This is a genomic window from Cytophagaceae bacterium, from assembly GCA_016722655.1.
GTDB lineage: Bacteria > Bacteroidota > Bacteroidia > Cytophagales > Spirosomataceae > Leadbetterella.
Genome location: JADKIR010000004.1, coordinates 298,727 through 311,554 on the forward strand (window position 1 = coordinate 298,727; position 12,828 = coordinate 311,554).

Below are 12,828 nucleotides of genomic sequence, written 5' to 3' on the forward strand. Positions count from 1 at the left end.
GGCTTTAGAAAAAATAGTTAAATGAGGAAATTTGGGATCTTTTTGTTGTTTTTTATATTAATAAATCTTTCTACTTCTGCTCAACAGTTTTATAGATTCAAAGCCGACGTTTCAATTAAAGATAAACTGGCTACTGGGGCTTACCGACTTACAATGGGTCAGGTTTATTATGATAAAATTTACAAAAAAATAGTATATAAGCTTAAATTTCCCAACGTTGAAACCATTGTCGTTCAGGATACAACAATGTTTGTGGTTAATGAGAAAAATATCATTACCAACTCTAACCATACTTTTTTAATACCCGAATTCACCGCCTTTCATCTGGCTCTCACCGGTAAACTTTCAGATTATGGCCTTAAACCCAAAAGCAACGAAAAGTCAATCTATAAAATCGGAAAAGTAGAGAAAACAGAAAAAGGGATATTGACCACCTGGATACCAGCAGATGAATCTCTAAAAAAGACTTTTGGCAATATTAAAATGCTTAACGTCAACAAAAGGCTCGATGCTATGATTTTTTATAATCCAGTGGGAAAAATAATTAGTCAGCAATATTTCAAAAAATATATAAACAACAAAGGGGTTGAGTTTCCGACTGAAATCACAATGATAAGTGTAAACGAAAAAGGTGAAAAAAATATCCAGCTTACTACTTACAAAAACGTTTTAATTGACCAAAATACTGAAGATGAAATATATCGTTATAAGCTTCCTGTTATTAAGTCTGCTCGGAGCAAGAAATAGTTTTGCCCAAATCGACATTTATAGAAATGTTGTACCCGATGGCAATATTAAACTTGAACATAATGAGGCAAAAAACAATAAAAACGAAATAGAAGTAGTTTTTTCTGGCTTGTTTTTATTTTATAAAACTTTTTTTTCCTCTCAGGACCTCACTGTGTGCACATTCTCACCATCTTGTTCTGAATTCGGAATTTTGGCTGTGAAAAAATTTGGAGTGATAAAAGGTGGAGTTATGACTATGGACAGGCTAACAAGATGCAATGGCCTTTCACCTTCAAATTACGAAATCGATAAAAAAACAATGTTACTCAAAGATGATCCAGGATATATTTACAGAGTTCCGGTTGTTTCCTCTTTAAAATAATAAAATCTAAATGAAATATATTTTTCTTTTATTTATAAGCCTTTCGGGCTTTTCTCAAGACATTTTCACACCCAAAAACTCAGAAAAATATGCCGACTATCTGCTAAAATCAGGTCAATACGAGCTGGCAGCTAAAGAATATGAGCGACTTGTGTTTTTTTCACCTGAGAGTGATAGTATGAAAACTTTATTATTAAGGTCTTATCGACTTGCCGATCAAACTGACCTTGCTCTTCAGCGGTTACAGGTAATTTATCCGGAAACTGCTCAGATTCCTTATTCGCCGGCAGTGGAAATTTCAAAATTATACTTCATTAAAAGAGACTGGAATGCGGCCTCCGAATTCTGGAATTCCAACAATTCTCTTTCATCAGATGATAAATCTTTATTGAAAACTACAGTACAAATCTTTGAAAATGATTTTACAAAAGCCCGGGAAACTATAAAAGAGGTAAAAAATGAGGAAAATCCCCTTGGAATTGCATACAAATCAATCCTAGAAAAAGAAACGCACAAAAAGAGTCCCGCCCTTGCAGCAATGATGTCAATGGTGTTACCGGGTTCTGGAAAAGCTTATTCGAAAAACTGGAAAGACGGCATAGTCTCCTTATTTTTTACTGCCGGAATGTCAATACAGGCATATCGGAGTTTCAATAAACATGGTTTCAATAATTACCGTGGCTGGATTTATTCAGGTATCGGCTTTGGTTTTTATTTAGGGAATATATATGGTGGTGTAAAATCAACAAAAGACTATAACAGAAAGAAAATCAATACTTTACAACATGAGGCTAGTAATCATTTCAATCTTTATTATTAAGAGCTTCATGGCACTGGGGCAAACTCTGCCCCAAACCTATGATTTTGCTGAGAATATGTATGTTCAAAAGTCATTTCAAAGTGCCGTTGAAGCATACAAACGAGTATTGTTTTTTGATTCCACCAGTCAATATACCAAAGCAATTTATCCAAAAATAGCCAATAGCCTCTTTGAAACCGGAAAATACACAGAAGCATCTGAATATTATGACCTCGCTTACTTTTCAGAAGAAAATGATAGTCTTAAGACATTATTTCTTTTAAAAAAAGCTTCCAGTAATCTCATCTTAAAACAGTATGATTACACTCAAATCGAATTAATGAATCTTTCAGATAGTCTTCCGGAGATATATAATGAACAAAGAGATTTCTTAGAGTCTATGTTATACTTTTCGAAAGGTGAGTTTAAGGAATCAGAAGCTGAATTTAAAAAATTAATTCCCGATACTTCATTAGTTACTTCAATTTTTAAAAAGAATCAAAAAATCAATAAGATAAGTCCCAAAAAAGCCAAGATTATGAGCATGGTTATTCCGGGTCTGGGTCAATTATATGCCGGCGACATCAAAAATGGCCTTAATTCTTTGATTTTAACAGGAGGACTTTTTGCAATTGGTATTCATTCGGCAATTTCAAATGGATTTTTTGATGCTGCCATTTCAGTATTGCCCTGGTTTCAAAGATATTATCAGGGAGGCTTTAATAAAGCAGAGATTATTACTAAAGCCAAAATTGAAAGAAAAAGACATAAAATCTTCAATCAACTACTCGACGAAGTAAATAAAACCGGGTTCAAACCAATCTGAAATATTCGGATTATAGTTTGATTCCATTGGCCTTTAACACATTAATCGCGTCGGGTTTTCCCTTTTTGGCAGCTTTTATATACCAGTCTTTTGCCAGTTCGGGCCTTCCCCTCATGGCATAATTAATTCCAATATTGTATTCATAATCGCCGGTGGTATCATAAATGGTGGCTTTTTGCCAGTATTCTACAGCCTCGTCATGGCGACCTAAGTCACTGAAAGTAACGCCAATATTTCGATAAGCCGGCAAATAATCCGGAGCTTTTTCTATCAGTTCTTTTAACAATTTTATTTCGGTTATTTTATCACCCTTAAGGCGGTAACTGTATGCAATATTCAGATAGGAATCCCAGCTATCGGGTTTAAGTTCTATTATCTTTTTAAAATAATTATTTGCTTCATCATGACGATTCAATGCCAACAAAATCTGACTATGAGAGGTCAAATAATCAACATTTTCAGGATCGCTTTTTATTGCTATCTCGCTGTATGGCAACGCCTTAGCATTTTCTCCCATTCGCAAATAGGCCAATCCCATTAACCAATCGGTTCTCGGAGATTTCGGAGTAAAAGTCTGTGCTCTTTCCAAATATTTCAATGCAGACTTGAAATCACCTTCGTCAATGTACATTGAACCGATGGTCCTGCAAACATCAGCATTTTTGAAACCATTGTTATCCGCCCGCATGAGGAAAGTTTTTGCGGTTGGGAAGTCCTTTTCGGCCAAATAATACCAACCTATATTGCTCAATATCATGGCATCTTCAGGATAAAACTTTTCGGCAGGTTTAAACAGCTCATATCCATTTTTCCAATGACCGGTTTGAAAGAACGTCATAACAAGCCAAATAAAAGAAACAGCATAACCTACTTTCCCCCAAACTCCATTTGGATTTTTTCCTAAATAATATGCCAGCAAAAACAATGGTCCAACTGATGACAGATAATAGTAACGATCAGCTACTATGGCACTTCCAACGGGCAAAATCTGGATAACTGTCGAAATCGCAATGGTGAAAAAACCAACAGCCCACCATATTTTTTTATCTTTCCGACCAAACCAAAAGGTTGCTGCCAAAAACAAAAACAAACCAATCATTGCCAAATTGTAAATGCCGGGCAAACTGCCCCCGGGTTTTCCGGGATAGGGATAAAATGGCAATAAATCAACCGGCCAAATGGTTTTTACCCAATAAAAAAGAAATGAATAATTTACAATCCGGAACCTCTCTGAAGCCGAATATGCAGCATTAATCACGGAAGTGGCATCGGCTCCGGCGTCTTTTTGAGCTTTGGTAGCAATATAAGCAAATATAAAAGTGATGATAAAAAAAGGAATTTTTTCTAATAATCCATTAATAGTAAACCCTTTACCAAGCATCCACCAGTCAGTTATCAATAAAAGAGCCGGCAAAACTACAGCCATACCTTTTGACAAACTAGCAAATAGAAACATCAAAAGCGAAAGTAAAAAGCTTATTTTATCGGACGAATCTTTGTATTTCAGGTAATACCAAAAGGAAAGAAAAACAAATAAAGTATATAGTACGTCTTTACGCTCTGCTGCCCAGGCTACCGACTCTACGTGCATGGGGTGAAGTGCAAAAAACAATGCTGTAAGCCAGGAAATAGTGATATTTAATCCAATTTTACCAATAATTCTGTATAAAAGAAAGCTATTTAAGGTATGTAAAATCAGATTATTTAAGTGATAAAGCCAGGGTTTTCCACCTACCAGAGCATATTCCAGAGCCAGTGAAAGCATAGTCAATGGATGATAATTGCCTACATGAAAACCCGTAATAAGACTTTTCCAATCAAGATTTTTAACGGCCTCATTGAGAGTGATATAAGGATCATCATCCCAGACCAAATTATTGCCCCAAATTTTACCATATCCTACAAAAACTACCCCAAACAACACACCAAGAACAAGAAGATAGTTTTGATTTTGGTTTACTTTAGATAAAGGCACACTGGCAGTTTCAGGAGCCTGAACTGACTTTTTAAGATTAGTCTTTTTAGCCATATTTTTGATAAAAATATAATAACCGGCCAAAAATTGATATTTTGTAACAAAATCCCGAATTTTACGTTTGATTCGAGGTTTAAACTATTCAATTTCATGGCATTTGTAAGGCAAAAATAATCAGTAAAATAAAATAATTGATGTTTTTCTATCTAACTTTTGTTTGAAATTCGATATTTTAATTCATTAATATAAGAAAGTCATTTTTTAAATAATTATTAGATTTATATCATTCTAAATGGGAGAATTCAGGAATTTAAAAATGTTTTCAGTTTTGGTATTTGGCTTCATAGTTTTGTTTCAAAAATCATTGGCTCAGGTAGCAACCGAAAACACTAGAACGCCTCAGATTCAGGCAAAAGAACTGAAACAGGAATCCTCCTTTACCGAAGGTATGAAGTATTTCATGCTCGAAGAATTTCAAAAAGCTACTGAAGAATTTAAAAACAATCTGAAGTTTTTCGGGGAGTCGGCATCTGTATATTTTATGCTTTCCAAAGCCGAAAGTGCTACTAATCAGAATGAAAATGCCATAGTATCGGCACAAAAAGCGGTTAATGGTGATAAAAACAATTTCTATTATATTCAGAATCTTGCTGAAATCCAAATCAAAGCCAGATTGTTCGGCGAAGCTGCACAAAACTTTAAAAAGCTTATAAAGCTAAAACCGGAGATATCACAAAATTACCTCAAACTTTCAGACCTTTATATTCTTGATGAAAACCCAAAAGATGCACTGAAAATACTTTCGGAACTAGAAGATAACATTGGGCAGGTCAATGAAATTACTGAAAAAAAGCAGGCGATTTTGCTTCAATCCAACAAACTTAAAGATGCATTAAAGGAAGGTCAAAAAATGGCTCAGGCTGACCCGGAATACAATTTGCAACAAGCCAGAATACTGATTGAAAATGGAAAAACTGAAAATGCAGAAATGCTTCTGAAAGATGCCATAGTTCAAAACCCCAATTTTTTCGAAGCCTATAATTTATTGTCTGAATTATATCTTAAAACCGGAAATAAGCAAGGTGCAGGCGAAATATTGCATAACAGTATAAACCAGGAAAACTTGCCGATATCGGTAAAAATGAATGCTCTTTCGGCCTATTTATCACTTACAAAAGACATCAAATCAGAAGAATCTTTAAAAGAAAACCTCGTAATAGTCGAAAAAATATTGACCAGCCATCCCGAGCAAGGCAAAGTTTATGTTTTTAAAGGCGACCTATTGGTAAAAATGAAAAAAAACATCGAAGGCCGCGATGCTTATCTTAAAGCTGTAAGCCTCGAAAAAGGCATTTTTGAAGCATGGCTGGCTATAATCGAGCTGGATGTAAAACTCATGGACTTTAAAGCAATGGCTACGCATTCTGACAAAGCCCTTCAATATTATCCCAATCAGGCATATTTTTGGTATCACCATGGATTCGCTTTAAAACAAATAAAAGAATTTGATGATGCCCTTATTTCTTTAGAAGAGGCATTCAGATTGAGTAACAACAATCCAAATCTCAGAAATCATATTCAGGCATCGATGGCTGAAATATATGGACAGCAAAATAACATCTTAAAAGCAGAAAATATTTTTAAAGAGATTTTGGTAAAAGATTCTAAAAATGAGCAGGTGTTAAATGCTTATAGTTTACTTTTGGCAAACGAGAAAAAAGACCTGGATAATGCCTTAAAAATGAGTGAAAATCTGATAAAAAATTACCCAAATCAAGCCATTTACTTTGAAACCAGAGCTTGGGTGCAATATCAGTCTGGTTTATATCCTGAAGCACAAAAAAGCATTGACCAAGCCATATCTTTAAGTCCAAAACCTGTTGCTTCATTTTTAGAACGCAAAGGTGATATTTTGTTTAAAACCGGCGACAAATCAGCAGCCAATAATTTCTGGAAAAACGCTTTGGAACTCGATCCAACCAACAAAAAACTTGAAAACAAACTAAAAGAAGGAACCCTATAAACTTATGAACTTCAAAATTAATAGTATTATTTTTCTGGCTTTAATCGCATTTATGAGCTCTTGCCGAACTCATAAAATGAAAAAAAAAGCTATTGAAATTGTAACCAATGAGCCCAAAACTGCTCAAAATGACAGTCTGAAAATTGATTCAACGAGTAGCATTTCAATAAAAGAAGAGAAAGTGTTTTTCGATGTACAGCAGGTTGATTTCGACAAACTAAAAATCAAAAGTAAGATCACGCTCAATACCGAAAAAATAAAACAGAGCATTCCGGCAACCATTCATGTAAAAAAAGACTCGGTGATTTGGATCTCAATTGCGATTGGACTTGAAGCGGCAAGGGCCAATATCGATAAAGACAGTATAGCTCTTCTCGACAGACTCAACCGCAATTATTACAAGATGAGTTTTACCCAACTGAGTACCAGGTTGGGATTTGATGTAAACTATCACATGCTTCAGTCGCTTTTAATCGGAAACCTTCCAATTGATAAACTCGAAGAAGATGAATACCAGGTTTTGAGTGAGTATAACACAATTACTCAAAATAGATCGGGTGTGATAATTACCAATTTTTTCGAAAAAATTAAAAGTAAATTGTATTCAATTTCGGCAAAAGACAACACCCGAAATACTGAACTTAGGATTGATTATAAAAACTTTATAAATGAAAATGACCAAATTGTTCCTTCAATAATCAACCTTATGATTTCAGCTGAAAATCAGCCCAAAGCCACGATAGAATTTGAGCATAGTAAGCTTGATTTCCTCGACCGAAACATAAGATTCCCGTTTAATATTCCTAAAGGTTATACCAAATCAGAAATTCCAAATTTTTGAAAAGGCAAAAAAATATGTTAAAAAAAATCCAAATAATATTACTTGTATTACTTTCTTTTAACCTTTTTGCTCAAAAACAAAAAGATAGGGCTAGCCTTGAAAGACAAAAAAAACAAAATCTGCAGCAAATAGCCCAGACCAAAAAAATCCTTTCCCAAACCCAAAAAGAAAAGCAAAATACCCTAGGCGAAATAAAGGTTTTAAATACGCAAATTGAAAACCATGAGAGTAAAATTTCATTGGCAAAAGAAGATATTGAGTTGATAAAAACTGAAATGGTTGAGATTGAAAAAGCAAAAAATGACCTTTTCAAACAGCTCAAATCATTACAAAAAGACTATGCTGAAACCATCTATAGGGAATCAAAAAACAGCAAAAAACTTAGTAAACTGGGATTCCTGTTTTCTTCAGGTTCAATCAACGAACTCTTTTTAAGATACAAATATCTGGAGCAATACTCCGAAAGCCGAAAACAACAACTCGGGCAAATCTCAAAAATTGGGGAAATGCTCAAACAAAGGCAAAGAACCCTTTTGGACAAAAAAATCAGGCAACAAAAACTTATTTTAGAAATTAAAGAAGAAAATAAAAATCTGGTTGTTTTAAAAGAAAAACAGACCCAGGCAGTAAATCAACTTATAGAAAAAGAAGGAGAACTAAAAATTGAACTCGAAAAATCAAAAGTTGCTCTCAACAGTCTCAATAACATGATTGCCAATGCAATCACTAAAGATAAAAAGGAAAGAAAAACTCCCACCGCTACAAGCTCAGCAAGGAGTGAAAAAGCTGCTGAAATTAGAGAAAGAGAAAGAAAAATATTGGAGGCCAGAAAGAAAAATACTTCAACTGAACCTGAAAAAGCCCCTATTGAGGAGGAAGAAGTTATTGCCCCAAAATCAACAAGGACTTTTAAAAATTTTGCAGCGGCAAAATCCAGACTTCGCTGGCCGGTCGATGGTTTTATATCTGATCGATTTGGGGTAAAATCACATCCTGTACTAAAAGGTTTGAAAGTAAATAACAATGGAATAGATATTCAAACCTCGCCCAATGCCTCAGTAAAAGCAGTTTTTGAGGGTGTAGTCCTGGATATTTCGCAGATACCGGGCTTAAACAACGTAGTGGCTGTGCAGCACGGCGACTATTATACAGTTTATGCCAACCTTGAGACAGTAAATGTTCGTATAAATCAGGAAGTAAGTGCCTCCCAAACCCTTGGGAAAGCGGCATTTAAAGATGGCAGTCCGGAGATTAATTTTCAGATTTGGCACAATTTCGATAAACTCAACCCCGAGCCCTGGCTCGGTTCAAAATAGCAAACGTATGTCTGTACATTCAGAAATCAAACGCGTAACTACTAATACTTTACGCGACATGAAATCAAAAAACGAAAAAATTGCTTGCCTAACCGCATACGATTTTTCGATGGCAACACTTGTCGATGCCGCCGGTGTTGAGTTGATATTAGTTGGTGACTCGGCTTCCAACGTAATGGCAGGCCACGAAACCACCCTTCCAATTACCCTTGACCAGATGATATATCATGCCCAAGGTGTAGTCAGAGCTGTAAAAAGAGCTTTGGTGGTTGTAGATTTACCATTTGGCAGCTACCAGGGCAACTCCGAAGAAGCCCTACGTTCTGCCATAAAAATCATGAAAGAGTCAGGTGGTCATGCCGTAAAAATGGAAGGAGGCAAAGAAATAGAAGAATCCATTGCAAGAGTTTTAAGTGCCGGCATACCTGTGATGGGGCATTTGGGCCTTACACCACAGTCGATTTATAAATTTGGCACCTATACGGTTAGAGCAAAAGAAGAGGAGGAAGCACAACTTCTGAAAGACAACGCTTTATTGCTTGAGTCATTGGGGTGTTTTGGAGTAGTTTTAGAGAAAATACCGGCTAAATTGGCCACTGAAGTGAGTCAATCATTACAAATTCCGACTATTGGAATTGGAGCGGGTGCAGGTTGTGATGGCCAGATTTTGGTAATCCATGACATGCTGGGTATCAACAAAGACTTTTCACCGAGGTTTTTACGCCGCTATGCCGACCTTGCCAGTATCATGCAGGGAGCATTTACAAAATATATGACCGATGTAAAATCCGGCGATTTCCCAAATAAATCAGAATCTTACTAATGCCATGATCCTCCGCTCCTACCCCGCACTAAGATATTTTCTGGCACTAACAGCCGGTATATTTATTTATCCAATTTATAAATTTAATATTAACTATATCTGGATTACGACAGGTATTTTGATATTTCTCGTGTCTTTTTCATTCAAAATGCCAAAGTTCCATTGGCTAAAATACGCTCTGTTACCCATCTTTTTTTTGATAGGATTGATAAGCAGTCATTATTTTGATGATCGCAACACTGAAATTCATTATAGTCATAAAAGAGGCTTCGGAAAATACCTGGCTATAATAGACTCATACACAGAAGTTAAGCCCAAAACCTATAAAGTAATTGCCAAAATACTTGCTGTAAAAAATACCAGCACCTGGGAAAAATCTTCCGGACAGGTTTTACTTTATTTTAACAAAGAAGCAAGTGTTTACCCAAAATTTGGGGAGGTTTTTGCCATAAAAAATAACCTGAGAGAAATAGAACCGCCGAAAAATCCTCTGGAATTTGACTATAAAACTTATCAGGCAAGAAAAAATATCTTTTCACATCAGTTCCTGAGAGAAGGTGATTTTATTAAAGCCGGGAGTCACAGTCTCAATCCTGTTTTTACTTTTGCCAACTATCTCAATGTTTACACCCATCGGGTATTCTCTAGTTTTCTGGATACGCCCAAGCAACTCGGTGTGGCAGAAGCTTTGATTGGAGGCATGAAAGCCGAGCTGGATTTCGAAACCAAGCAGTGGTACTCAGCCACAGGTGCCATTCATGTCCTGGCGGTCTCGGGAATGCATGTCGCAATACTTTTTTGGGTATTAAATGCAAGTTTGGGATTAATTCTAAATCGAAGAAAACTGCCATTCATCCTTACTATTCTCACACTTCTGTGGACTTATGCTGTTTTTACAGGTTTAAGTCCAAGTGTTTGCCGCTCTACGGTTATGTTTAGTATGATTCAAATGGGCATTTATTTCAGGAGAGATGACAACCCGGTTAATACCTTGCTACTTTCTGCCATATTTTTATTGATAATCGAACCCAATTGGATTTACGATGTGGGATTCCAGCTTTCATATATGGCAGTTTTAGGAATTTTAGTATTATTGCCTGTATTAAAATCTACAGTGGTATTCAGAAATAAAATTTTAAGGTGGCTTTGGGAGATTTCGATGGTTTCGATTGCAGCTCAAATTTTTACACTACCCCTTACTCTCTATTATTTTCATCAATTTCCCAATTATTTCCTGGTTGCCAACCCTTTGGTGTCATTGGTATCAACCGTACTATTGCCACTGGGACTTACCGTTTTGATAATCTATCCAATACCCATTATTGGTTCATTTTCAGGAATTTTACTCAAATACACCATAGACATTTTAAACGGCATTGTTTATTATATTCAGGGTTTACCCAACGCCCTAACAACCGGAATTCAGATTTCGGTATTGAGTGTATTTCTATTGTACTTTTTGATTTCACTTTTTGTAAAATATCTTGAATATCCGGAAGCCCGATTGGCAAAAAGCATAGCATTTATTGTGTTTATATTGAGTGCAATGGGCATTTATAAAGTCAGCCATCAAAACCGACAACATGAGCTCACTTTCCATTTTATTCCAAATGGATCGGGCATAAGCTATATCCAGGGTCGGGATGCCACTTTTATTTCTACTGATTCCCTTGTAAATGAACCTCTTATACATCAATTCCATTTAAAGAACTATTATGATTTTTCAGGAATAAAAAACAAAAACATAGCCTCTATCAAAGAAAAAGGAAGCTACCAGTTTGAGATAGAAAACAAAAAAATTCAATGGGTAAAAGGGAAAATCAAAACCGGAATTGACCCAAAAACTGATTTCCTTTTGATATCAAACAATGCCGGATATTATATTGAAGACCTAAAGGATTATCATGGAACCATAATTCTGGATGGATCCAATACCAAAAGATCAATTGAAAAGTTATCGAAAGAAAAAATTGGCCCTGATTCAAAACTCATAGTTTTATATGAAACCGGCTCCAGGACTTTTTCGATGTGATTCGGATTTTCTGGTAATATTCCTTTAAATCCTAAATACTTTTTTGAAAATTTGAAATTTAAATGATGAAAAGAAAGCCCCTTTGGGGGCGATATTTTGTTAATTTTAAAGTATGAATTTCAAATTGAGCCCCGTCAGGGCGACATTTCAATGGCAAACACTTATTCACAAATAACTATTCATGCTGTTTTTGCAGTAAAAAACAGACAAAACATTATTACTTCCGTTTGGCGAGATAGCCTCCATCAATATATAGCCGGAATTATTACAAACAAGGGAGGGAAATCTCTGGCTGTAGGTGGTTGGTTAGACCACGTTCACATTTTATTTGGCTTACCTGTTACAAGTAGTATTTCTGATTTTGTAGGGGAGGTGAAATCTAATTACAGTAGATGGATTAATGAAAAAAAGTTGGTCAATGGTAAGTTCCAATGGCAATCGGGTTTTGCAGCATTTTCGTTTTCTAAAAGTCATAGAAACAATGCCATACAATATATCATGAATCAAGAGGAACATCATAAGAAAAAGACTTTTAAGGAAGAATATTTAAAAATGTTAAATGATTTTGAGGTTTCTTTTGAAGAAAAATATTTGTTCGAATTTTATGATATAGCATAAAAATTTCGCCCCGAATGGGGCTGTTTCGGTATTCTTGAATTCCTTTTTGCTAACAAAATTTCGCCCCGAATGGGGCTGTTTCGGTATTCTTGAATTCCTTTTTGCTAACAAAATTTCGCTCCGAATGGGGCTGTTTCTGTATTCCTGAATTCCTTTTTTCTAACAAAATAACGCCCCAAATGGGGCTGTTTCGGTATTCTTGAATTCCTTTTTGCTAACAAAATTTCGCCCCGAATGGGGCTGTTTCGGTATTCTTGAATTCCATTTTGCTAACAAAATTTCGCTCCGAATGGGGCTGTTTCTGTATTCCTGAATTCCTTTTTTCTAACAAAATAACGCCCCAAATGGGGCTGTTTCAGTATTCCTAAATTCCTTTTTGCTAACAAAATGTACCCAGAATGGGGCTATTGGACAATATAAATTAAAATAGTAATGTTATTTACCTACCCAATTATACTTTTTAT

11 protein-coding genes are annotated in these 12,828 nt (G+C 35.5%); 10 read left to right on the forward strand and 1 reads right to left on the reverse strand.

Annotation, left to right across the window (positions count from 1 at the left end):
* Positions 1-21 precede the first annotated feature (21 nt).
* Genes IPP61_02020 through IPP61_02035 form a run of 4 tightly spaced genes read left to right on the forward strand, consistent with a single transcriptional unit; the run spans position 22 to position 2,736 of the window.
* Positions 22-747, forward strand: coding sequence for a hypothetical protein (locus IPP61_02020; GenBank protein ID MBL0323948.1), 726 nt, complete (start codon positions 22-24; stop codon positions 745-747).
* The gene (locus tag IPP61_02025; GenBank protein ID MBL0323949.1) at positions 692-1,111 is read left to right on the forward strand and encodes a membrane protein insertion efficiency factor YidD; all 420 of its coding nucleotides are present in this window, start codon (positions 692-694) and stop codon (positions 1,109-1,111) included. Before IPP61_02020 ends, IPP61_02025 begins: the two co-directional genes overlap by 56 nt.
* Positions 1,112-1,121: 10 nt before the next feature.
* A complete protein-coding gene (locus IPP61_02030; protein ID MBL0323950.1) occupies positions 1,122-1,931 on the forward strand; it encodes a hypothetical protein in 810 nt (269 codons plus the stop codon).
* Complete coding sequence (locus IPP61_02035; protein MBL0323951.1) at positions 1,897-2,736, forward strand: hypothetical protein; 840 nt, start codon at positions 1,897-1,899, stop codon at positions 2,734-2,736. The genes IPP61_02030 and IPP61_02035 overlap by 35 nt, the downstream gene beginning before the upstream one ends.
* Before the next feature lie 10 nt (positions 2,737-2,746).
* Here the strand turns inward: IPP61_02035 and IPP61_02040 are convergent, their stop codons facing one another.
* Entirely contained in the window at positions 2,747-4,765 is a 2,019-nt protein-coding gene (locus IPP61_02040; protein MBL0323952.1) for a tetratricopeptide repeat protein, read from the reverse strand.
* 262 nt (positions 4,766-5,027) lie between these two features.
* Between IPP61_02040 and IPP61_02045 the strand changes: the two genes are divergently transcribed.
* The 6 genes from IPP61_02045 to tnpA all read left to right on the forward strand — a co-directional run bounded on the left by IPP61_02045 (position 5,028) and on the right by tnpA (position 12,364).
* Positions 5,028-6,734 carry a tetratricopeptide repeat protein gene (locus IPP61_02045; GenBank protein ID MBL0323953.1) on the forward strand — a complete coding sequence of 569 codons (1,707 nt, stop codon included), beginning with the start codon at positions 5,028-5,030 and terminating at the stop codon, positions 6,732-6,734.
* 76 nt (positions 6,735-6,810) lie between these two features.
* The gene (locus tag IPP61_02050) at positions 6,811-7,575 is read left to right on the forward strand and encodes a DUF4292 domain-containing protein (GenBank protein ID MBL0323954.1); all 765 of its coding nucleotides are present in this window, start codon (positions 6,811-6,813) and stop codon (positions 7,573-7,575) included.
* A 14-nt stretch (positions 7,576-7,589) separates the two neighbouring features.
* Positions 7,590-8,891: a peptidoglycan DD-metalloendopeptidase family protein gene (locus IPP61_02055; GenBank protein ID MBL0323955.1), complete on the forward strand. Its 1,302-nt coding sequence runs from the start codon at positions 7,590-7,592 to the stop codon at positions 8,889-8,891.
* Positions 8,892-8,898: 7 nt separating this feature from the next.
* Positions 8,899-9,714: a 3-methyl-2-oxobutanoate hydroxymethyltransferase gene (gene panB, locus IPP61_02060; protein ID MBL0323956.1), complete on the forward strand. Its 816-nt coding sequence runs from the start codon at positions 8,899-8,901 to the stop codon at positions 9,712-9,714.
* Between the two features lie 4 nt (positions 9,715-9,718).
* A complete protein-coding gene (locus tag IPP61_02065; GenBank protein ID MBL0323957.1) occupies positions 9,719-11,746 on the forward strand; it encodes a ComEC/Rec2 family competence protein in 2,028 nt (675 codons plus the stop codon).
* A gap of 150 nt (positions 11,747-11,896) precedes the next feature.
* Positions 11,897-12,364: an IS200/IS605 family transposase gene (gene tnpA / locus IPP61_02070; protein ID MBL0323958.1), complete on the forward strand. Its 468-nt coding sequence runs from the start codon at positions 11,897-11,899 to the stop codon at positions 12,362-12,364.
* Positions 12,365-12,828: the final 464 nt, after the last annotated feature.